This is a genomic window from Sphingomonas sp., from assembly GCF_017304615.1.
Taxonomy (GTDB): Bacteria; Pseudomonadota; Alphaproteobacteria; order Sphingomonadales; family Sphingomonadaceae; genus Sphingomonas.
The window spans coordinates 623377-645364 of record NZ_JAFKLZ010000001.1 but is presented as its reverse complement, the minus strand read 5'-3'; the positions used below and the strand labels follow the sequence as shown (position 1 = coordinate 645364).

Sequence of the window (21988 nt, the reverse complement as noted above, 5' to 3'; positions counted from 1 at the left end):
TCTTATTTGCCCTTCTGGTCGGCCGGGCCGACATCCACAGCATCCACACCCTGAACCGCGCGTTGACGGATCGATTCCGGCACGGTTTCGGTTTCGGCGATCGTCTTGAACATCGCCTTCGCGTCAGCCGGCTTGTTGAGCTTGATATAGGCCATCGCGACCATTTCCCCGGCGCTGCCCAGCCACGCCGAATCCTTGACCGCCAACGGCTTGAGCCGTTCGATGACGATCTGCGGCGCCAGGCCGTCGAACTCGATATTGGTCTGGCGGATCAGCGCATAGTCGCGAAGCGGTTGGCCGATCGAGGTGTCGCCGGCGATCGTCGCGAACTTAGCGGCGGCTTCCTTCGTCTTGCCGCTGGTATAGAGCTGGTTGGCCTCGGTCAGCCTCGCCGCCGCGCTATATCCCGGCGCGCCCGACGAAGCGAGGTCGGCAAGCGCCGGCGCGGCGTCGGCGGGCTTGTTCGCGGCGATCGCATCGAACGCGGTCTGCAGCTTGACCGCCTGCGCTTCCGCTTGGCTGTTGCTCCAGTAACGCCAGCCCAGCACCGCGGCGAAAATCAGCAATCCGCCCCCGATCAGACCCAGGATCAGGCGGCCATGCTTCGTCCAGATGCCGACCATCTGGTCACGGCGCAGTTCCTCATCGACCTCGCGCAGGAAAGCTTCGTCGGTTTTCGGCGTCACGGCCAAGGGAATAGGCTCCGATTGTGGTGGGATTTGGTCGCGGGACATTAGCGGCGCGCGCCCGAAACGCAACGAGGGTTAGGGCTTGGGCAAATACACCTGTTCCTCGCCCGGAAAAGCGCGTGTGCGGACCTCTGCAGCGTAACGTGTCACGGCGTCGGTAATGTGCCCCGCCATGTCGTCATACCGCTTCACGAAGCGCGGCGTGCGCTCGAACAGGCCGAGCATGTCCTCCGCCACCAGCACCTGGCCGTCGCACGCCGCCGACGCGCCGATACCGATGACGGGAATGTCGCTGGTCTCGGTGATCTTGCGCGCGAGCGGTTCTAACACCCCCTCGACCACGACGGCGAACGCGCCCGCATCGGCCACTGCCTTGGCGTCCGATGCGATCTTCGCCTCCTCCTCCTGTCCCCGCCCGCGCGCGCCATACCCTCCCAGCGCGTTGATCGCTTGGGGGGTCAGTCCAACATGCGCCATGACGGGCACGCCGCGTTCGGTCAGGAACTTGATCGTCGGCGCCATCGCCGCGCCGCCTTCCATCTTGATCGCCGCGCAGCCGGTTTCGGCGAGCACGCGGGAGGCACTGGCAAAAGCCTGTTCGGGCGAGCCTTCATAAGTACCGAATGGCATGTCGACCACGACCACCGAATTATAGCTGCCGCGCACCACGGCGGCGCCGTGAGCGACCATCATGTCGAGCGTGACCGGTAGCGTCGAGGGCAAGCCATAGACCACCTGCCCCAGCGAATCGCCGACCAGCAGAATATCGCAATGCGGATCGAGCAATTGCGCCATCCGCACCGTGTAGGCGGTCAGCATGACCAGCGGCTCGTCGGTTTTTCCCTCCACCTTGCGGCGCTGGATCGCGGGCACGGTGAGCCGCTTCATCGGTGCGGGCGTGGGGTTGGCGCGGCTGGTCGACGTGTCGATCGTGAAGGTCGTGGACATGGCTGCGTCCCTACCCGCTTCGCTAACCGCTCGCCAGCGTCGACGTCATCAAATGACGACCGCGATTGACTCAATGTTAGTTTTATATAACATCTAGTTCAGTTATTAGAACATGGGGTCAGCAATGTCATTCAAGGAGAAGATTGCCTGGATATCGGTCGTCACGACCATATTGGTGTGGGGAGGATATTTCGGCTTCATGGCCGCAACCGGCGGACGCATGCCGGGGCCCGTCTATCTGGTCGGGTTCTTCGGCGCGGTGATCGTCCAGACCATCTTGGTCGTCATCGCCAGCATCGTCACCGCGGTGCTGGCGCCCAAGGATGCGAGCGCGGGTAGCGACGAACGCGACCGCGACATTTCGCGTCGCGCCTATGCGATCGCCTATCCGGTGCTGCTGACCCTTATCGTGCTTGTCGCCGCGAGCATGCATTTCGGCATTACGTCACGAGACATGGCATATGAGATCATGGCAGCGATCGTTATTGCCGAGATCGTCCACTATGGCGCACAGATCGCCGGGTACCGGAACGGCCGGCATGGCTAAACCGCCCCCCGGACGCGTGGTAAACCAGATCCGCCTGCTGCGCTTCCTGGCCGGGGAGATGACCCAGGCCGAACTGGGCGACCGGATCGGCCTCACGCGTCAGACGGTCGCGGCGATCGAGGCGGGTAAATATTCCCCCACGCTCGAGGCCGCATTCCGCATCGCGCAGGTGTTCGGCAAGCCGCTCGACGAGGTGTTCCAGTGGGAGGGCTAGCGCCCCTTCCCGCCTAGCCCGCGCCGATCCACCCCTTGCGCGCCGCCATCCCGGCGAACCACACGGAGAATAACGCGATCAACGCGATGACGGCCGGGAACGGCAGCACCACGCCCGCGCCCTTGTGCGCGATCAGGTCGGTCGTCGCGAACAGATAGCCGAACATCACCACGACCGCGATCAGCGACAGCCAGAACAAGGTGACCGAGCGCCGCATGCGCAGCAACAGCGCCACCGCGCCGAGCAATCCGCCAAAGGTCGCGACGGCATAGACGTAGTTGTACCAGACCGGCATCGACGCGTAGAGCGCGCGGTCATAGTCGGTGGCCGGCCCCATCGCCTCCGCGCCCAGCCGGAACTGTTGGATACACGCGAACACACCCATCGCATTCCACGCCAGCAACAGCAGCGCGACGATCCAGAACCATGCCGGTGGTTTTACGCCGATAGCCATGTCATGCACCTCCCCCCAGTGATGATGACGGGAGACTGCGCCCCGAGACAGGCGATGGCAAGCTTGGAGGCCTTCAGCTAAGCGCCGCTTCCCAAGCCTCCGGCTTGAACCCGGCGAGAAGGACGCCCCCGTCTTCTTTGGCGCCTTCCAGGATCGGGCGCTTGATCATTGACGGTTGCGCCAGCATCAGCGTTATCGCCTTGTTCGCCTCGAGATCGGCCCGGTCTGCGTCGGGCAGCTTACGGAACGTCGTTCCCGCGCGGTTGAGTACCGTCCCCCACCCCAGCGCGGCGACCCAACGCCGCAGCGCCGTCTCGTCCACACCCGATTTCTTGTAATCGTGAAACGCATAGGCCGTCCCGCGCGCATCGAGCCAAGTCCGCGCCTTCTTGACGGTATCGCAATTGGAAATGCCATAGAAAGTCAGCATCCGATCCCCCCTGTTCAGTCCGCAGCGCGCTGCCGCACGCGCCATAAGGTGTGCAGCCCGATCGCGGCCCAAGCAACGTTGAGCGTCGCGGATGGGATCGCACCGTTATAACCGCTGTTGATGATGAAACAGACCGCGCCGATCACGTTCATCCATTGATACGCCGACGACCTGCCATCGATCCGCCCGGACGACAGCAGGACATAGGCGACCAGGATCAGCGCCATGCCGCCCCAGCCGATGATTTCGATACCGATCCGCTCCGCAGTCATCGACCTTCGATTCCCATTCGCTCGCGATCAGCCCGCCATAGGGCCGTCGCAAGGGCGATACACGCGCCTTCATGGCAAGGGGAAATGAACCTGTGGTCATGATCGCCTATAACCAGGGACATAGCCCTTTGATGCGGTTGCGCGCGCTGATCGATCATCTCAAACAGGCGTTCGGCGACCCGCCTCATTGGGACAAAGGGCTCACCCTGCCAGCCGGAATAATGACATAAGGACAGGCGCCCACCCGTTCATCGGCAACTCTAGCGCAGACGGCGGACGTTGGCGGTGACTTGTGAATGAACCGGCGCCCACCAAGCCGCCGTCGCGGCGATCGACCGCTCCCACCAGTCCAGCATTACCAGGCCGTCCGACATCATTGCGGCGACAATATCGGTCGGCGCAGCGGGATTTCCGCCGCTGAACGCACGCGTCGCTCCCCTGTTGGCTTTGGAAAAGGCCAGCGCCTTTTCGGGCACCAGCCGGTTCAATTCGGCAATCGGCATGGCGGCCGGGTTGCTGAACATGGTCATCCGCGCGCCGATCACGGCCTGGGACGCCGCCATCGTCTCCGCAATCTTGATCGATATCCGCCATGCTTCGAAGTTGGCGGAAACCAGTCGGTCGAAGGTGGATTGATGCCACACGATGCCGGCCTTTCGTTGGAATCGCCGATGCCGTTCTAGCGCCCATGCTGCACTGCAGCAAGAGCGGTTAGCCACTCACGGCCATTTGCACCGCGACGGGTAGTTCCATGCTTGCGTGGGTAACAAGGATCGCCCCCTGCCCCGTGCGGTCGATGCGGGCCGACAGGCGGCGCATCATCTCGTCGGCGGTCGCCCGGTCGATCGCAGCCAGCGGTTCGTCGAGCAGCAGCCAGGGAGCGTCACTGCAGTAAGCGCGCGCCAGGGCGAGCCGCCGCCGCTCGCCGCCCGACAATTGCTCGCCATTCTCGCCGATCCAGGTGTCGAGTCCGCGCGGCATGGCGCGGATGCGGTCAGCAATCATCGCATCCTCCAGCGCGTCCCGGAACACCGCTTCGCCCGCGTCCGGCCGAGCCAGCGACAGATTGTCGCGCACGGTCCCAGTGAGGAGCTGTGCGTCCTGCGGCAACCAGGCGAACACGCGTCGCAGCTCTTCCGGCGGGATCAGCGCGATGTCCACCCCGCCGATTTCCGCCATCCCCGCACTGGCGTCTCGCAACCCAAGCAGAGTCTCCACCAGCGTCGTCTTGCCCGATCCCGAGGGACCTTCGATCGCGACGACCGCGCCGCACGCAGCTGCTAGGCCGCCGCGTAACGCGATGGTTGGCCGTTCGGGCAGTATCGCTGTAACCGATCCTCGCGCCGGGGCGGACAGATACTCTCCTAGACGCGTCCGGGCATCGTCGACGGCGCCACGCTCGGCGAAGATGCGGGACATGCCGCCCAGTTCGCCGATCGCCGCAAGCCCGGCCAGCGCGCCCAGCGCCGCCGCTGGTGCGTCCGCGAACGCCCCAGACAAGAGCAGTCCCACGGCGGCAAAGGTCGCGGCCAGCGGCAGTACAGCCTCGATCCACGCGGTCCGCCGCAACTGCTCAGCGGCCGCGAGGTCCAAATCCGCCGCGAGCCCGTCAATCTCGGCCGCGGCGCGATCGGCAAGGTCGAAACAGCGCAACTCGGCCGCCGCGTCGGCATAATCGAGCAGCCGTTGCTTGAGCGCGCCAGCCGAGTGCTGGACGCTGCGCGCCGGGCGCAGGACCGTGCGCGACAATCGTTCGCCGATGACGATCGCCGCCCCGGCGACCAGCGCAAACAGCGCGGCCCCTACCCATCCGATCCAGGCGACGGAAGCGATGGCCGCGACGATCGCCGCCCCGGCGCTCCACGGCGCGGAGCGGCGGACCAGGGCCGCCTCGATCGCGCCGGCATCCTGCACGAGCCGCGCGACCGCCTCTCCCCGGCCGACGTCCAGCGCCCGCGCCGGCGGCATCGCGGCGATCGACCGGTAGAGCCTGGCGCGCACACGCGTCATCGCGGCGAACGCCGCCTGATGCCCCGTCAGTCGCTCGCCGTACCGCGCGCCGGTGCGCAGGATCGCCATCAACCGGATCGCGGCGGCGGGCAGGAGATAGTTGAACCCGCGCGCCACGACCGGCCCTGCCGCCCCCGCCAGCGCCGCGCCCGCGAGGAACCAGCCCGACAGCCCGAGCAGCACGACCGACGCGACCGCGACGAACATCGCGAGGACGATCTGCCGCCGCAGCGCCTTGCCGCCGTCCGCATCCTCTACACCGAGCGATCGCAGCAGCGAGGCGGTCACGCCGCCCCTCCCATCTCGACAACACGATCGGCAATCGCGGCGAGATGCGGCGAATGCGTCGCGAAGATCATGGTACGCCCAGCGCACGCTTCACGAATGACCGCGATGATTTCCCGTTCCGCGACCGCGTCGAGATGCGCGGTCGGCTCGTCGAGCAACAATATCGGCGCATCTTTCAGCAGCGCGCGCGCCAGACCGACGCGGCGGCGTTCGCCACCCGACAGTCCGCCGCCCCGCACGTCGATCAGGGTCGCGAGGCGATCGGCGCGGCGATCAAGCATCGAGTCCAGCCCTACCGCCGCCGCGCAACGCTCGATCTCCCCCGCAGTGGCGTCGCGCGCACCGAGCGCGATATTGTCGGCGATCGAACCGGGCAGCAGCAACGGTTGCTGCCCCGCCCAGGCCGCGACGCCGACAATGTCATCCACCGGCACACCGTCCAGCGTGACCTCGCCCGCTACGACCGGGGCAAGCCCGAGCAGAGCGTGCAGCACGCTGCTCTTGCCGCTGCCCGACGGGCCGGTCAGCGCGACGATCTCTCCCGGGGCGACCTCCAGCTTGAAACCGGACACCACGGCTTCATACGCTCCCGGATAGCAGATCGTGACGTCGCGAAAGCCGATCGCCGGGGCGGCGGCCACGACCGGCGCGGCGCGCCCTTCCCGTCGCCGGGGCAACATGTCGAGCCGGTCGATCGCCGTCTCCGCCGCCTGACGATCGTGATAGGCGGCCGCAAGGCGGCGCATCGGCGCGTAGAATTCGGGCGCCATCGCCAGCGCGAAGAAGGCGCGGTCGATGTCGAGGTGCTCGGGCACGGCGAACGGCAACATGCCGAGCACGTTGAACCCGGCATAGACCGCGACCAGCGCGACGGAGATCGCGGAAAAGAACTCCAGCGCGCCCGACGACAGGAACGCGATGCGCAAAACTGCCATGGTGCGCGCTGCGAGCTGCTCCGACGCGGCGGAAAGACGCGCTTCCTCCCGCCCCTGGCCGCGATAGGCCAGGATGATCGGCAACGCGCGGATTTGGTCGGCGAAGACCGACGACAATCGCGCCATGGCGGCGAACTGGCGGCGCGACTTGTCCGCCGCCGCGCCGCCCGCAAGCGCGAGCGCGATGACGAACAGCGGCAGCGTTGCGATCAGGATTGCCGCCGACACCGGGCTGGCGACCGCCACCGCCCCCGCGACGATCAGCGGAGCGACGGCCGCGGCACCGCGCGCCGGTAGGAAACGCGCGACATAGCCGCCAATCGCCTCGATCTCATCGACCGCGGCGTTCACCGCGCCACCGCCGGTCAGACCGGTTCCCGGCATCCGGTCGAGCAACCTGCCCACTACATCGCGGCGCAGCGCGCGCTTCGCAGCGATCGCCGCCGCCGCGCCGAACCGTGCCGACAACAGCCCCGACCCTGCGCGCACCAATCCGCTGGCCACCATCAGCGCCAGCCACGGCCAGAGCGGCAACTCGCCGCGCGCAATCGCACCGATCGCGCCGGCCAGTCCCGCCCCGAGCCCGACAGCGCCCAGCGTGTCGAGGATAAGAAAGCCCGTCGCGGCGCGCGTGGCCCTGCGCTCCACGCTTACCGACGCGAGGCGATGGCGGCGGTCAAGGGCGCGATTTCGGTCGGGACTGGCGGCCATGATTCCCCTGTGGGTGCGGGTTCGCGCTGGACCTATACGGGAATTCCCGCATATCGCCGAACCGCCAAATCCAGTGAATCGCGTCAACAGCCGGAACACCGGCACGAGGGAGCAAGCTCAATGGACGCCGGAGTCATCGACCTGTCGCGGCTGCAATTCGCACTGACGGCGCTTTATCACTTCCTGTTCGTGCCGCTGACGCTGGGTCTCAGCTTCATGCTGGTCATCATGGAATCGATCTATGTGATGACCGGCCGCGACATCTGGCGGCAGATCACGCGTTTCTGGGCGAAATTGTTCGGTATCAACTTCGTGCTCGGCGTCGCGACTGGGCTGACGATGGAATTCCAGTTCGGCACCAACTGGTCCTATTTCTCCCATTATGTCGGCGACATTTTCGGCGCCCCCCTCGCGATCGAGGGGCTGATGGCCTTCTTCCTCGAAGCGACCTTCGTCGGGCTGATGTTCTTCGGGTGGGATCGCCTGTCGAAGCTCGGCCATCTGTTCGTTACGTTCATGGTGGCGCTCGGCACCAATTTGTCGGCGCTGTGGATTCTGATCGCCAACGGCTGGATGCAGAACCCGGTCGGCGCGACCTTCAATTCCGACACGATGCGAATGGAAGTGTCGGATTTCGGCGCGGTGCTGTTCAACCCCGTCGCGCAGGCGAAATTCGTCCACACCGTAAGCGCCGGCTATGTCGTGGCGTCGGTATTCGTGCTCGGCGTGTCGGCCTGGTATTTGCTCAAGGGTCGCTGGACGGCGTTCGCCGCACGGTCGCTGGCGGTCGCGGCGGCGTTCGGCCTCGCCTCATCGCTGTCGGTCGTCGTGTTGGGCGACGAGAGCGGTTACACGCTGACCGATAACCAGAAGATGAAGCTCGCCGCAATCGAGTCCGCCTGGCACACCGCCCCCGCGCCTGCCGGGCTAACCTTGTTCGGGCTCCCCAACATGCAAACGAAACGCACCGACTATGCAGTCGAGATACCCTGGGTGCTCGGGCTGATCTCGACACGCAGCGTGACCAAGGAAGTCACCGGCATGTCCGAACTGGTGCTCAAGGCGCAGGAAAGGATCCAATCCGGCGTCCAGGCCTATGATTCGGTCGAAAAGCTGAAGACCAACCCCAGCGACCTTGCCGCTCGTGCGAATTTCGAAACGCACAAGCGCGACCTCGGCTACGCGCTGCTGCTCAAGCGCTATGTCGCCGATCCGCGCACGGCGTCGCCCGATATGATTCAGAAAGCGGCGTGGGACACGGTGCCTAGCGTGCCGGTGATGTTCTGGAGCTTCCGCATCATGGCCGGGATCGGGTTTCTGATGATCGCGCTGTTCGCGACCGCCTTCCTCCTCGCCAGCCTGCGCAAGCATACCCAGCAGAAATGGTTCCTGCGCCTGGCGGTGGCGGCTATCCCGTTGCCATGGCTGGCGGCCGAGCTCGGCTGGGTCGTCGCCGAAATGGGGCGGCAACCCTGGGCAATCGACGGCGTGTTGCCGACGTTCCTCGCCAGTTCGTCGCTGACCCCGGCGGCGCTGTGGACCACCATCATCGGCTTCACCGCGCTCTACGGCACGCTGGCGATAATCGAGGTCCGGCTGATGCTCGCCGCGATCCGCCATGGGCCCGTCGAGCATGTCGACGAGCCGGAGCCGGAAACCGATACCGCCCTCTACCCGTCCGCCGCCTGAAGGAGGCATGACCATGGAATTTCTCGACTACGAAGTGCTGCGCCTGATCTGGTGGGTGCTGCTGGGCGTGCTGCTGATCGGCTTCGCGCTGACCGACGGTTTCGACATGGGCGTCGCGGCGCTGCTGCCGTTCGTCGCGCGCACCGACGGCGAACGCCGCATGGTGATCAACACGATCGCGCCGACCTGGGAAGGCAACCAAGTGTGGTTCATCCTCGGCGGCGGGGCAATCTTCGCGGCCTGGCCGTTCGTCTATGCGGTCAGCTTCTCCGGCTTCTACCTCGCGATGTTTCTTGTTCTCGCCGCGCTGATCCTGCGTCCGGTCGGGTTCAAATACCGGTCGAAAAAGCCCGACAAGGCCTGGCGTACGCGCTGGGACTGGGCGTTGTTCGTCGGCGGTTTCGTGCCAGCTTTGGTGTTCGGCGTCGCCGTCGGCAACGTCCTGTCGGGCGCACCGTTCCGGCTCGATGGCGATTTGCGCGCGACCTACGAAGGCACGCTATTCGGCCTGTTCACGCCGTTCACTCTGATCTGCGGCCTGTTGTCGGTCGCGATGCTGGTGCTGCACGGTGCGGCATGGCTGTCGATCAAGGCCGAACAAGGGCCGGTGCGTGAGCGGGCGCAACGTTTCGGCCTGATCGCCGCGGCTGCGGTCCTCCTGCTGTTCGCAGTTGGATGGGTCTTCGTGGCGACGGGCGGCTATGGCTACAAATTGATCGGCGCGGTCGATCCGGTAGGACCGAGCAACCCCCTGCGCGGCACCGCCGTCGCGGCGTCAGGAGCTTGGCTGACCAACTTTGCCGTCTATCCCTGGATGATGATCGCGCCCGTGGCCGGCTTTCTCGGCGCGGTAGTGGCCGCGTTCGGCATCCGCACGCGCCGCGACCTGCTCGCGTTCGTCGGCTCATCGGCGGCGGCCAAGGGGATCATCGCGACCGTCGGGCTTGCCATGTTCCCCTTCATCCTGCCGTCGAGCATCGATCCGCATTCGAGCCTGACAGTGTGGAACGCCTCGTCCAGCGAAACGACGCTGGAGATCATGCTGGTGGTGGTGGTTGTGTTCCTGCCGCTCGTGCTCGCCTATACCGCCTGGGCCTATCGCGTGATGTTCGGCCGCGTGTCGGAGCGACAGGTCCTCAATAGCCCCGATTCCTACTGAGGAGATTCCGCGATGTGGTATTTCACCTGGGTGCTCGGCCTCGGCCTCGCCGTCGCTTTCGGCATCCTCAACGGCATGTGGCATGAATTTCACCTGCCGGACGAAATCGAAACCGACGCGGGATCCGGTAACTAACAGCGTGCCGATACCGCTTCGGCGGTAGCCCGGCCACTGACAAGGATCTCCGACAGTTCATGCCCAACCGCGCCGACGATTTCCTGCTGTTCATCCAAAGCGCGACCGACCGGGCGCTGATGCTGACCGACGGCAATGGCGCAATCACGGCATGGACGCCGGGCGCCGCGGCGCTGACGGGCTGGAGCGAGCGGGACATCGTGGGGAAGTCGATCGACTGCCTCTACGCCGAACGTGAAATCGGCGAGGGCCTGCCCGCCCGGCATCGCACAGAGGCTGCGCAGAAGGGTACGTTCGCCGCCGAGGAATGGCACGTCCGCCACGACGGCTCCGAATTTTTCGGGGAGACCACCATTGTCGCGCTGCGCGAACCGGACGGCGCACTGCGGGGGTTTGGCGTGAGCATCGTGGACATTACGGCGCGCAAGGCGGCAGAGCGTGCACTGGCGCAGAGTGAACTCCATGTCCGCTCGATCCTTGCCACCGTTCCCGACGCCATGGTGGTGATCGACGAGCGCGGTCGCATCCTGTCGTTCAGCGCAGCGGCCGAACGGCTGTTCGGCTATGCGGAGGCCGATTTGGTGGGGCGCAACATCTCACTGCTGATGCCGACTTCCGACGCCGCGCGGCACGACGACTATATCAGCCACTATCTGGCAACCGGCGAACGGCGGATTATCGGGATCGGCCGGATCGTCGTCGGGCAGCGTCGCGACGGTAGCGAATTTCCGATGGAATTGTCGGTCGGCGAAACGCACAGCGAGGGCCACCGCATCTTCACCGGTTTCATCCGCGACCTGACCGATCAGCAGCGAGCGGAGTTACGACTGAAGGAGTTGCAATCCGAACTGATCCACGTGTCGCGGGTCAGCGCGATGGGTACGATGGCATCGACGCTGGCTCACGAGCTCAATCAGCCGCTGACCGCCATCGCCAATTATATGGAGGGCGCGCGCGACCTGCTTGACCGGCTGGACGGCGACACGCTCCCCCTGATCCGCGAAGCCGTCGAGGAGGGGGCGGCGGAGGCGCTGCGCGCGGGCAGCATCGTTCGGCGGCTGCGCGATTTCGTGGCGCGCGGCGAGGTGGAAAAGCGGTTCGAGGATTTGCCGAACCTCATCGACGAAGCGGCACGGCTCGCATTGACGGGCGCGCGCGAACGCGGCGTGCGAACCTTTTTCGATCTCGCACCTGACGCCGGGCGCGTCGTCGTGGACCGCGTCCAGATCCAGCAGGTGCTGGTGAACCTGTTGCGCAACGCGGTCGAAGCGTTGCGCGATCGGCCTGTGCGCGACATCACGATAGCGACTGCACGTGCGGCGAACGGCATGGTGCTCGTATCGGTCGAGGATAAGGGGCCGGGAATCGATCCAGCGATCGAGCTTTTTCAGGCATTTTCGGCCAGCAAGAAAGGCGGCATGGGATTGGGCCTATCGATCTGCCGCACGATCGTGGAAGCGCATGGCGGGCGGATCTGGGCCGACCCGCGGCCGGGCGGCGGAACGATCTTCCGTTTTACGGTGATTAGCGCGGACAGCGAGGCAAAAGATGACTGAACGGCGGCTGATCCACATCGTGGACGACGAGGAATCGATCCGCAAGTCGGCCAGCTTCATGCTGCGGACGGCGGGGTTCGACGTGAAGACCTACGCGTCGGGCGTCGCGTTCCTGAAGGAAGCGAAGCACGCCGACCCGGGCTGCGTCCTGCTCGACATCCGCATGCCGGACATGGACGGGTTGGCGGTCCAGGCCGCGATGGCGGAGCACGGCATCGCGATGCCGGTCGTCGTGCTGACCGGACATGGCGACATCGCGACCGCCGTCACCGCGATGAAGAACGGCGCGGCAGATTTCCTCGAAAAGCCGTTCGAAAAGGCGCGGCTGCTGGCGGCGATCGACACGGCGTTCGAGCGGCTCGACCAACAGGTCGATGCTGATCTGTCCGCCCACGACGCCGCCGTCCGCATCAAGGCGCTGACCCCGCGCGAGCAGGAAGTCTTGCGCGGCCTGGTGCTGGGGCATCCCAACAAGACGATCGCCTACGACCTCGGCATTTCGCCGCGCACGGTCGAGGTGCATCGCGCCAACGTCATGACCAAGCTCAAGGTGCGCAGCCTGTCCGAGGCGCTACGGCTCGGGTTTGCCGCCGGTCTCGACGCCTAGGATCATTACGTAAAGCCGGCATTTCCGCACATCGGCAAAGTGCGGGCATGAGCGATTCGATCCCCGAAGCCAGCCCGGACGACCCGCCCCGACGCCGGCTCATCCTGGTCGAGGATGACGAAGGAGTCCGTCGCTCCCTGCAACTGCTGCTCGCCTGGCGCGGCTTCGATGTCCGGTCGTATGCGTCGGCGGCGAGCGCGATCGGCCATCTCAGCGAGGATCAGGACAGCGACGCGCTTGTGATCGATTACCGGTTGCCCGACGGAGACGGCATCGGGCTGCTGCGTGCGCTCCGCCGTACCGGCTGGTCGGGGCGGTCGGTGCTGATCACCGCCTTCAGTTCGAAAACGTTGATCGACGCGGCCTTGGCGAGCGGGTTCGACGCCGTGCTCGAAAAGCCGCTCCGCCAGCAGGAATTGTTCCACGCGCTGGCGATATAGGCCCGGACGGCTACGCATTCTTGCGGATGGGACCGATCTGCTGAACACTGCATCTGCAGCGTCAACCTCTCATATCGGGATGCGATCATGGAACAGGCCCCCAATCAGACCCTCCGGCATTGCGTGGTGTTCGCGCACCCCAATCGCACGAGTTTCTGCGGCGAGATACTCCGGACCTATACCGATGAAGTCGCCAGTGAGGGGCAGGAGGTCGTCGTGCGCGACCTGTACGACATGGGGTTCAACCCGGTGCTTGGAGACCAGGAGCGCCCCGGGCAAGGCGGCGAACTCGCACCGGATGTGGGGACCGAACTGTCCTTCATCGAAGAGAGCGACGCACTGGTGCTGGTCTACCCGATCTGGTTCGGTCTGCCCCCCGCCATCCTGAAGGGCTATGTCGACCGCGTGCTGGGCGCGCATTATTCGTTCCGCGATTTCCGCGCGCAGACCGGCCAACCCGCGCTCCGGCACAAGCCCCTGCTGTCGTTCAGCACGTCGGGGCATCCGCTGTCCTGGCTCGACGAGCAGGGTCAGGTGCTGTCGCTGCGCGAGATATTCGACGTCTATCTGTGGCGCGGCTTCGGGATGCGGCAGAGCCAGCACGTCATGATCGATGACGTCGTGCCGAACATGAGCGCGCAGTACGCGGCCGAGCAGCTTGAACGCGTGCGCGCGGCGGCGCGCCAGACCTGCGGGATGCTGAACGATATAGCCGCCGCCTGACCCCCCGATCCGCTTCCAGCCTGACGCTTCCGCCCTAAGCCAACCATATCGCTTGGTTGGACTATTACATCGAATATCACATTTTTGATTGCATTTTGATGTTTTATACATCAATAGTTATTCATGATCACGTCGCAGCAGATGCGCGCCGCGCGCGCCCTTCTTGGAATCGACCAGCGCCAGCTCGCAGATCTCGCGGGGCTTTCGCTGCCGACCATCCAGCGCATGGAAGCGTCGGACGGCCAGGTGCGAGGTGTCGTGGATACGCTGGTCAAGGTGATCGCCGCGCTGGAACAGGCCGGTATCGAACTGATCGGGGAGAATGCGCCCAGCGCTGGCGTCGGCCGCGGTGTGCGGCTGAAGGAAACGGCGGGCGGCGCGACCAAGCCCGTCCCCAGCATGATGTTCGACCAGACGAACGCGTCGGGAGCCAATGGCAGTGCTGCATGACGCGCGCTGGACGGCCTACACGCCCAAGCTGATCACCGTCCTTCGCGAAGGATATACACTGGATCGTTTCCGGCGCGACGCGATTGCCGGGCTGACCGTCGCGATCGTCGCGCTGCCGCTCGCGACGGCGCTCGGTATCGCGAGCGGCGCTTCGCCCGACAAGGGGCTGGTCACGGCGGTCGTGGCGGGCTTCCTGATCTCCGCCCTCGGGGGGTCGCGCGCGCAGGTGGGCGGCCCGACCGGGGCGTTCGTAGTCGTCGTTTTCAACGTCATCGCCACGCACGGCTATGACGGATTGCTGCTCGCCACCTTGATCGCCGGCCTGCTGCTGATCGTCGCCGGCTATGCGAAGCTCGGCGCGCTGGTGAAGTTCATTCCGCATCCCGTCGTGACGGGTTTCACCGCGGGGATCGCGGTCATCATCGCGTCGAGCCAGGTCAAGGACTTCCTGGGTCTTTCGATCGCCAACGTTCCCGCCGCCTTCCTGCCAAAATGGCAGGCCTATTTCGCGGCGCTTGGCAGCATCAAGCCCGCGACGCTCGCGATCGGCGCCGGGTCGCTGATCCTGATCGTCGCGCTACGCAAGCTGGCCCCCCGCTTGCCCGGTTTCCTGATCGCTGTGGTCGTCGCGTCGATCGCCGTCGCGCTGTTGCACTTGCCCGTCGACACGATCGGATCACGGTTTCCGAACATTTCCCCGGGCCTGCCTGCCCCTGCCCTGCCAGTCTTCTCGATCGCCAAGGTGCAGGCGGTATTGCCATCGGCCTTCACGATCGCGTTCCTCGCCGGCATCGAAGCACTGCTTTCGGCGGTCGTCGCGGACGGCATGATCGGATCGCGGCACCGATCGAACCAGGAACTGGTTGGTCAGGGGGTCGCCAACATTGCCTCGGCGCTGTTCGGCGGCCTGCCCGCGACCGGCGCGATCGCCCGGACCGCGACCAACATCAAGGCCGGCGCGGTAACCCCGGTCGCCGGGATGCTGCACGCTTTCTTCCTGTTGCTGTTCATCCTGTTCGCGACCGGCCTGATGGCGTTCGTGCCGATGGCGGCGCTCGCCGCGATCCTGTTCATGGTCTCGTGGGACATGAGCGAGCGGCAACGTTTTGTCGGGCTTCTGCGGATGCCGAACGGCGATCGCGCGGTGCTGTTGCTGACGTTCGGGCTGACGGTGATGGTCGACCTGACCACCGCAATCGCCGTCGGGGTGACGCTTTCCTCGCTGCTGTTCATGGCGAGGATGAGCGAAACGGTGCAGATCGAGACCGGGATCGGCGGGACGTCGGACGACGACGAGGACCTTAATCAGCGCGCCGCGCTTCCCAAGGGCGTCGAGGTGTTCCGGATCGACGGGCCAGTCTTTTTCGGCATCGCCAACGACCTGCTCGACACCTTGCGGCGGGTCGGTGAGACGCCGCAGGTCATCATTCTGCGCATGCGCCGCGTGCCGATGCTGGATGCGAGCGGCGTGACGACCCTCGCGGAAATCGTGCACCGGGCCAGCGCGGCGGGCGCTCAGATCATCCTGTCGGGCGTCCAGCCGCAACCGCTCGCCATGCTCGAACGCGTCGGTCTGGGCCACAAGGACGCCGGCGTCATTCACACCGGGACCTTTCCCGAAGCGCTAGGCATCGCCGCGACGATCGTTCAGGCGAAGAACGCCGTCCCGCTCTCTCTCAACTGACCCTCAGGCAATGGATTATCATGACCGATACGAATGAAGACTATGTCTATGACGAAGCCACCGGTGAGTGGATCAGCGCGTCCGAGTCCGCGGCCAAGGCCGGCGCGCAAGGCGCCGACGCCGTCGAGGTCCGCGATTCGGTCGGCAATCTGCTCGCCGACGGCGACAGCGTGACGCTGATCAAGGATCTGACCGTCAAGGGCGCGAATCAGACGCTGAAGCGCGGCACGGTGATCAAGTCGATCCGGCTGACCGGCGACGATCAGGAGATCGATTGCAAGTATGAGGGCATCAAGGGCCTGGTGCTTCGCGCCGAGTTCGTTCGAAAGCGTTAGTGCTGCCCATCGTGCGCTGATCTGTTTGCGGCTTCGCGTTCGCTCTTGAACGTCGATCGCGAGTGCGCCTTTGTCGGCGCGCCGACAGTCAGGGTGCCGCCAGTTGGTCTCGCGCGATCGCCTGGAGCGCCGCGGCCGTTTTGGGGGATATGCCCAAGTCGTCGGCGGCGCGTTCCTTTGGGCCGAGCCGCGTTGGATCGATGCCGGTCACGCGACCGAACACGACCAGCGCCTCCAGATAATAGCCAAAAATGCTCGCATGGTATTGGTCGTAGGTCCACAGATCGACCTGTCCGAACGCGACGCCGTCATAGGGATTGGGGTCGGCGACGCCCGCGGCGATGGCGCGAGTCCACGCCTCACCGACGGGCAGCACGCCCTTGAACACGGGCGACAGCGCGCGCACGCCGTCGGTCGCGCGGCGCAAGTCCATCGTCATGCCGGCGAGCGGCTTTCCCGACCAGGGACTGCCAGGTTGGTACACCAGGTCGGCACGCGCCCAGGTCGCCATCAGCAGCACGTTCACTTTCGGATTGGCGCGGGCGAACATCGCCGCGAATTGCGGGGCATAGGTGCGATAGTCGGTGGGGTCGCCCGGCCGGTCACGGTCGAGCGTGCTCAGTTCCTGCAGGATCACGACGTCCCATGCCCGATCGAGCAACCGCCGCCGCTCGGTCCAGTGGAAGCCAAGCGTCTTGCCGCCCTGCGTTTCCAGACTGACCCTGTAGTTCAGTCCCGTTTCCTCTGTGAACGTCTTGAACAAGGCAGGCACGCCGCCATAGCCGTCGCCGTTCAGATCGGTCACCGCATCGGCGCGGTAACTCTTGACCGCCGAATGCGCCCCTTGCGTAAAGCTGTTTCCGACGAACAGGATCGTGCGCGGCGCGGCAGCGGCCCTCGTCGCCGGAGCGGCGGTCTGTGCCGCCGCTGGCGATGCGGCGGCCAGGAACAGGCCGAACAGGGCGATCCGTCGCTTCGTCATCAGAATTTGAACCCGATCTGCGTGTACCAATATCGCCCATACGGCACATAGAGCGAGCCAAGATAGCCCGAGTCGATGACCGGCGGCTGTTTGTCGAAGATGTTGCGTGCGCCGACTCGCAAGCTGAGCCCGTCGAGCGCGCCGGTCCTGACGCGATATTGCGCGTAAAGATTGAACTGGGTCTGACCATCGACGACGAATGGATTACCGTTCGCGTCGAGGAACGCCGTGTCATAGACCGTACCGATATAATTGGCATAGCCGCCCAGCGTGAACCCCTTCAGGCTCCACGTCAGCGATCCCGACCAGCGCCATTTGGGTTTGCCATTGACCTGAAGCAGGCTGCGGGGATCGGTCAGCGGCGTCGCGGCGTTGATCGTCCCGGCCGCCCGCGCGTCGAACAGCGCCTGCACCGCCGGCGGCGTCGTGCGGGAATATTTGGTGAGGCGCGCGACGTTCACGTTGAGGTTGAAGCGGCCGATGTCGGTCTTGATGGTGTAGATCAGCGACAAGTCATAGCCGCGCACCGTCTGCGGCAGCAAATTGACGAACTGGTCCTTGATCAGCGTGACGGCCCCCGCCGTCGCCAGGCCGCTGCCGTTGAAGACCAGCTGGTCATCGGATGTCACCGGCGCGCGAACCACGTTGGGGTTGCTCGATCCTTGCAAGCGCAGGAGATAGTCGAGCACCAGCGCGTTCTGCGGCCCGAACTGGCCGACGATCCCGGTCTGCTTGATCGACCAGTAATCGGCGGTGAACGTCAGCTTGCCGTATTTGCGCGGGATGAATTTGGGCTCGAGTACGATGCCGGCGGTCCAGTTGGTGCTCTTTTCCGGCTTCAGGTCGGGGTTGCCGCTGACCGCGATCGAATAGCCGATCTGGCGCGTGCAGGCCGGGAAGGCATTGGCGGCGAGCCGTCCGGCGCGCACGTCCGCTTCGCACCGATAGTAATCGGTATTGGCCGCCGTGTTGGTGTTGAGGCGCGAGAAAGCGACCGCGTTGAGCTGTTCGAGGTTCGGCGCGCGGAACCCCTGCGACCACGACCCACGCAGGCGGATGCCGTCGACCAGGTCCCACGCCGCCGCGACCTTCGGCTTCGCGACCGACCCGAAGTCGCTGTAATGCTCGTAACGCCCCGCCAACTGGACATCGAGCCGGCGGATCAGCGGTACCTTCATCTCGGGCGAGATGACCGGAACCGCAAGTTCGCCGAACGCCGAGAAGACGGTGCGGTTGCCGCGCGTGTCGAACGTCGGGCTGACCGAAGCGATGTTCGACTGGTTGGTCGCACCGGTGACGCTGTCGGTGAAGGTCCTGGTGCCGTCGAGATTGGGGTCGCGGTCATCCATCTGCGTCTCGCGCCGCCCCTCGACGCCGAGCGCGATACCGAGGTCGCCACCGGGCAGCCTGAGCAGATCCGCCTTGGACAGCTTGAAGTCGGCGAGGCCGAGCGTCGTCTTCGACTTGCGGCGCAAATTGACGGTGAACGAATTGATCGTCGCCGCGCTGGCCGGGGAGCAATCGCCCAGGCTGGGCGTCGCCGAGCAGCCGCCGCTGAACGGATTATAGGCGTCGGGCGTCGACAGCCCCAGGTTCGCCTGCAGCTTGGTCATGTCGATCGCTGGCGAATTGTCGACCGCCTGCGCCTCCGAATAGAGGATCGCGCTGTCGAAATCGAACCCGCCGATCTTGCCCTTGGCGCCGATCAGGAAGCGGTCCTGCCAGTTGACCGTCTTCACCACCTGATACCCGGCGTCGAGGAAGCGATAGGTGCTGAGCGTCACCGGCAGGCCGGCGGCGGGCACGTTGGTCAGGTTGGGGATGCGGTTGGGGTTGGCCTGGCCGTTGGCGAAGGTAACCGGGCCGAACGGGTTCCAATAGTTCGACGCCGGAATGGTGATCGCGTTCAGGTTGATCGTCGGCGGCTGGATGCGCGTCGTGTCGGCGCGATAGTAGCCGAGTTCGGTGTACACCGTGACTCGATCCGACAGGTCGTAATGCGCCGCCAGGAAGGTGTTGTAGCGGTTGATCGCGGGGGTCACGGTAGTGCCCGGCCGCGTGTCGAACCGTTCGGACCGCAACGTCGTCGCGGTCGAACGCGTGCCGCTGCCCAGGCACGTGTCGGCGTTGATCGTGACGAGACAGCCCGGGTTGAGGATCGATTGCGTGTGGAACGCACCGGCCGATGAGGTGAGCGCCTGGTTGCCCGGGCTGCGGCGGATCGTGCCCGGGCCGCCGACAACCGCCAGGTTCGCCCAGGGCGATTGCGTCGCGCGGCCATCGGCGGTCAGGTTGCCGGCAAAGGCGGGGTCGTTGGCGAAGAAGGACAGCAGATTGTCGGTGGCGGTATAGGGTTGATCCTCCGCCAGTTGCGCCGTGCGGCGCGTATAGTCGGCGTAGATCGAGATGTTACCGCGCCCGCCGGCGAAATTCTTGCCGAGCGTGCCGGTCACCTCGTAATCGCGGCGCGACGTGCTCGACGGGAAGCCGAAGCGGAAGTCGAGCCGACCGCCGTCCAGATCGGTCCGAGTCACGGTGTTGACCACGCCCGCAACCGCGTCAGACCCATAGATCGCCGCCGCGCCGTCACGCAGCACTTCGACTCGGTCGAGACCCGCGACCGGAAGCGAATTGGCGTTGAAGCTGAGCACCGGCACGTTGCCCTCGCCCGCCTGGCTGGTCGGGTGTTGGACGAGGCGCCGGCCGTTGAGCAGCACGAGCGTGTTGCCAAGGCCGAGGTTGCGCAGATTGATCGAACTGACGTCGCCGCGCGCCGCGTTGCTGGTCTGCGGGTTGTTGCTTTCGTTGAACGTGACGTCGCCGGCTTGCGGGATCGAGCGGAACAGATCGTCGCCCGACGCCGCGCCCGCCGCGTCGATCTGGTCGCGGCCGACCACCGTCACCGGCAGCGCCGCGGTCGTGCTCGCGCCTTTGATCTGCGAGCCGACGATGACGATGTCCTTTTCGGGCGCTTGCGGCTGGCCACTGGCGTCCTGCGCCTGGTCGAGACCGGGGACGTTGCTCGTCTGGTCCTGCGGCGCGGGCGCATCCTGCGCGAACGACGGCATCCCCAGCACGAGCGCGCCGAGCGCGGTGGAAGCGGCCAGCGCCAGCTTGATCGATCGGTTCATAGTTCCTCTCCCCGTTCTCGTTATGCGATGATCTGCGGCTCTACGGCCGCCTCCAGATTGTCCTCGATTGTTGGTCGCTGGGTCAGCGCGCGGTCGAGCATGCCGCGGTCGAGCTTGCCCTCCCAGCGCGCGACGACGATCGTCGCGACGGCGTTGCCCACGAAATTGGTCAGGCTGCGGCACTCGCTCATGAAGCGGTCGATGCCGAGGATCAGCGCCATGCCCGCGACCGGGACCGATGGCACGATCGATAGCGTCGCGGCGAGCGTCACGAACCCCGCGCCGGTCACGCCGGCCGCGCCCTTCGAACTCAGCATCGCGACGCCCATCAGCAGCAGCTGGTCGCCCCACGACAAATGGACGCCGGTCGCCTGCGCGATGAACAGCGCCGCCAGCGTCATGTAGATGTTGGTGCCGTCGAGGTTGAACGAATAGCCCGTCGGCACGACGAGGCCGACGACACCGCGATCGCACCCGGCGGCTTCGAGCTTGACCATCATGTTGGGCAGCGCGGCTTCCGACGATGACGTGCCAAGGACCAGCAGCAGTTCGGCCTTGAGATAGGCGAGCAGCTTGACGATCGAGAAACCGTGCGCCCGCGCGACCGCGCCGAGCACGACGAACACGAACAGCAACGACGTCAGGTAGAAGGTCGCGACCAGCGCGCCGAGATTGACCAGGCTGCCGACACCATATTTGCCGATGGTGAACGCGATCGCCCCGAACGCGCCGATCGGGGCGGCCTTCATCAGGATGCCGACCAGCTTGAACACGACGAGGCTCAGCCGCTCGACGAGCTCGAGCACCGGCTCAGCGGGCCGTCCGACCAGCGACAGCGAAATCCCGAACAGGATCGCGACGAACAGGGTCTGCAGGATCGAGCCATCCGTCAGCGCCGACAGCATCGTCGTCGGGATGATCGCCATCAGGAAGCCGGTGACGGTGGTTTCGCCTGCATCGTGCGCGTAGCCCGCCACCGCCTTGGTATCGAGCGTCGCGGGGTTCACGTTCATCCCCGCGCCCGGCTGGACGACATTGGCGACGACCAGCCCGACGATCAGCGCGAGCGTCGAGAAGATCAGAAAATAGGCGAACGCCTTGATCGCGACACGCCCGACCGAACCGAGCTCGCGCATCCCCGCGATGCCGCCGACGACGCTGAGAAAGATGACCGGCGCGATGATCATCTTGACCAGCTTGATGAACCCGTCGCCGAGCGGTTTTAGCGCTTCGCCGGCGTGCGGCCAGAAATGACCGAGCAGAACGCCGAGCACGATCGCCGCCAGCACCTGCGCATAGAGGTGGCGATAAAACGGCACGCGCGACGGCGGCGTCATGTCGATGGACTGGACCTTCATACTTCCTCTCTGCCGCCGTGGTACGACCGGCCCTTGTCACCGGGCCTTGGCCGTGCATTGTTGCAGCGGCGGCGCCGGCCGGCCAGTGCTCGGCGATTGGACGATAGATTATTGATTTACATGTTTATTTTTGACGACCGCGGTCGACCACACGAATTGGAACGTGCGGATTTCCGCACATTCTTCGTCGGATAGTGCGGATTTCCGCCAGGTCCGGGCGCCGCGCACTAGCTGCTGGTGT

Annotated in this window: 24 protein-coding genes; 13 read left to right on the top strand and 11 right to left on the bottom strand. The window is 65.5% G+C overall.

Translation table 11 applies throughout. The features are described from left to right. Positions 1–2: 2 nt before the first annotated feature. Both J0J06_RS03155 and panB read right to left on the bottom strand, forming a co-directional pair. Positions 3–686, bottom strand: a complete 684-nt coding sequence (locus J0J06_RS03155) for a tetratricopeptide repeat protein (protein ID WP_294039897.1) — start codon at positions 684–686, stop codon at positions 3–5. 78 nt (positions 687–764) lie between these two features. After that, positions 765–1637, bottom strand: a complete 873-nt coding sequence (panB, locus tag J0J06_RS03150) for a 3-methyl-2-oxobutanoate hydroxymethyltransferase (RefSeq protein WP_294039896.1) — start codon at positions 1635–1637, stop codon at positions 765–767. A gap of 124 nt (positions 1638–1761) precedes the next feature. Between panB and J0J06_RS03145 the strand changes: the two genes are divergently transcribed. Both J0J06_RS03145 and J0J06_RS03140 read left to right on the top strand, forming a co-directional pair. After that, positions 1762–2184, top strand: coding sequence for a hypothetical protein (locus J0J06_RS03145; protein WP_294039895.1), 423 nt, complete (start codon positions 1762–1764; stop codon positions 2182–2184). Continuing rightward, a complete protein-coding gene (locus J0J06_RS03140; RefSeq protein WP_294039894.1) occupies positions 2177–2398 on the top strand; it encodes a helix-turn-helix transcriptional regulator in 222 nt (73 codons plus the stop codon). The genes J0J06_RS03145 and J0J06_RS03140 overlap by 8 nt, the downstream gene beginning before the upstream one ends. Positions 2399–2411: 13 nt before the next feature. On the opposite strand, the gene J0J06_RS03135 is transcribed toward J0J06_RS03140, so the two are convergent. The 3 genes from J0J06_RS03135 to J0J06_RS03125 all read right to left on the bottom strand — a co-directional run bounded on the left by J0J06_RS03135 (position 2412) and on the right by J0J06_RS03125 (position 3554). Then, positions 2412–2852 (bottom strand): hypothetical protein, encoded by a 441-nt coding sequence (locus tag J0J06_RS03135; RefSeq protein WP_294039893.1) that lies wholly within the window; start codon positions 2850–2852, stop codon positions 2412–2414. Positions 2853–2925: 73 nt separating this feature from the next. After that, positions 2926–3282, bottom strand: a complete 357-nt coding sequence (locus J0J06_RS03130; protein ID WP_294039892.1) for an ArsC family reductase — start codon at positions 3280–3282, stop codon at positions 2926–2928. A 14-nt stretch (positions 3283–3296) separates the two neighbouring features. Continuing rightward, complete coding sequence (locus tag J0J06_RS03125) at positions 3297–3554, bottom strand: hypothetical protein (RefSeq protein ID WP_294039891.1); 258 nt, start codon at positions 3552–3554, stop codon at positions 3297–3299. Between the two features lie 98 nt (positions 3555–3652). On the opposite strand from J0J06_RS03125, the gene J0J06_RS03120 reads away from it, so the two are divergent. Further along, complete coding sequence (locus J0J06_RS03120; protein WP_294039890.1) at positions 3653–3784, top strand: hypothetical protein; 132 nt, start codon at positions 3653–3655, stop codon at positions 3782–3784. Between the two features lie 30 nt (positions 3785–3814). Here J0J06_RS03120 and J0J06_RS03115 read toward each other — a convergent pair whose 3' ends face one another. From J0J06_RS03115 to cydD, 3 genes are all read right to left on the bottom strand, one after another. Continuing rightward, positions 3815–4198, bottom strand: a complete 384-nt coding sequence (locus J0J06_RS03115; protein WP_294039889.1) for a hypothetical protein — start codon at positions 4196–4198, stop codon at positions 3815–3817. Positions 4199–4265: 67 nt separating this feature from the next. Then, positions 4266–5852 (bottom strand): ATP-binding cassette domain-containing protein, encoded by a 1587-nt coding sequence (locus J0J06_RS03110; RefSeq protein ID WP_294039888.1) that lies wholly within the window; start codon positions 5850–5852, stop codon positions 4266–4268. Beyond that, positions 5849–7498, bottom strand: coding sequence for a thiol reductant ABC exporter subunit CydD (gene cydD, locus J0J06_RS03105; RefSeq protein ID WP_294039887.1), 1650 nt, complete (start codon positions 7496–7498; stop codon positions 5849–5851). The genes J0J06_RS03110 and cydD overlap by 4 nt, the downstream gene beginning before the upstream one ends. A gap of 120 nt (positions 7499–7618) precedes the next feature. Between cydD and J0J06_RS03100 the strand changes: the two genes are divergently transcribed. From J0J06_RS03100 to J0J06_RS03055, 10 genes are all read left to right on the top strand, one after another. After that, positions 7619–9187 carry a cytochrome ubiquinol oxidase subunit I gene (locus tag J0J06_RS03100; protein WP_294039886.1) on the top strand — a complete coding sequence of 523 codons (1569 nt, stop codon included), beginning with the start codon at positions 7619–7621 and terminating at the stop codon, positions 9185–9187. A 7-nt stretch (positions 9188–9194) separates the two neighbouring features. Beyond that, complete coding sequence (cydB, locus tag J0J06_RS03095; RefSeq protein WP_294039885.1) at positions 9195–10346, top strand: cytochrome d ubiquinol oxidase subunit II; 1152 nt, start codon at positions 9195–9197, stop codon at positions 10344–10346. 12 nt (positions 10347–10358) lie between these two features. Next, positions 10359–10481, top strand: a complete 123-nt coding sequence (gene cydX, locus J0J06_RS03090) for a cytochrome bd-I oxidase subunit CydX (protein ID WP_294039884.1) — start codon at positions 10359–10361, stop codon at positions 10479–10481. A 59-nt stretch (positions 10482–10540) separates the two neighbouring features. Beyond that, the gene (locus J0J06_RS03085) at positions 10541–12037 is read left to right on the top strand and encodes a PAS domain S-box protein (protein WP_294039883.1); all 1497 of its coding nucleotides are present in this window, start codon (positions 10541–10543) and stop codon (positions 12035–12037) included. Beyond that, positions 12030–12644, top strand: a complete 615-nt coding sequence (locus J0J06_RS03080) for a response regulator (RefSeq protein ID WP_294039882.1) — start codon at positions 12030–12032, stop codon at positions 12642–12644. Before J0J06_RS03085 ends, J0J06_RS03080 begins: the two co-directional genes overlap by 8 nt. 47 nt (positions 12645–12691) lie before the next feature. Further along, a complete protein-coding gene (locus tag J0J06_RS03075) occupies positions 12692–13084 on the top strand; it encodes a response regulator (RefSeq protein WP_294039881.1) in 393 nt (130 codons plus the stop codon). Between the two features lie 87 nt (positions 13085–13171). Further along, a complete protein-coding gene (locus tag J0J06_RS03070) occupies positions 13172–13807 on the top strand; it encodes an NAD(P)H-dependent oxidoreductase (protein ID WP_294039880.1) in 636 nt (211 codons plus the stop codon). A 123-nt stretch (positions 13808–13930) separates the two neighbouring features. Beyond that, positions 13931–14257, top strand: coding sequence for a helix-turn-helix domain-containing protein (locus J0J06_RS03065; protein WP_294039879.1), 327 nt, complete (start codon positions 13931–13933; stop codon positions 14255–14257). Next, positions 14241–15941 carry a SulP family inorganic anion transporter gene (locus J0J06_RS03060; RefSeq protein WP_294039878.1) on the top strand — a complete coding sequence of 567 codons (1701 nt, stop codon included), beginning with the start codon at positions 14241–14243 and terminating at the stop codon, positions 15939–15941. Before J0J06_RS03065 ends, J0J06_RS03060 begins: the two co-directional genes overlap by 17 nt. Positions 15942–15961: 20 nt before the next feature. After that, positions 15962–16276: a zinc ribbon domain-containing protein YjdM gene (locus J0J06_RS03055; RefSeq protein WP_294039877.1), complete on the top strand. Its 315-nt coding sequence runs from the start codon at positions 15962–15964 to the stop codon at positions 16274–16276. A gap of 88 nt (positions 16277–16364) precedes the next feature. Here J0J06_RS03055 and J0J06_RS03050 read toward each other — a convergent pair whose 3' ends face one another. Genes J0J06_RS03050 through J0J06_RS03040 form a run of 3 tightly spaced genes read right to left on the bottom strand, consistent with a single transcriptional unit; the run spans position 16365 to position 21747 of the window. Next, the gene (locus tag J0J06_RS03050) at positions 16365–17258 is read right to left on the bottom strand and encodes a PEP-CTERM sorting domain-containing protein (protein WP_294039876.1); all 894 of its coding nucleotides are present in this window, start codon (positions 17256–17258) and stop codon (positions 16365–16367) included. After that, positions 17258–20389: a TonB-dependent receptor gene (locus J0J06_RS03045; RefSeq protein WP_294039875.1), complete on the bottom strand. Its 3132-nt coding sequence runs from the start codon at positions 20387–20389 to the stop codon at positions 17258–17260. The genes J0J06_RS03050 and J0J06_RS03045 overlap by 1 nt, the downstream gene beginning before the upstream one ends. 20 nt (positions 20390–20409) lie before the next feature. Then, a complete protein-coding gene (locus tag J0J06_RS03040; RefSeq protein WP_294039874.1) occupies positions 20410–21747 on the bottom strand; it encodes a dicarboxylate/amino acid:cation symporter in 1338 nt (445 codons plus the stop codon). Between the last annotated feature and the right edge of the window lie 241 nt (positions 21748–21988).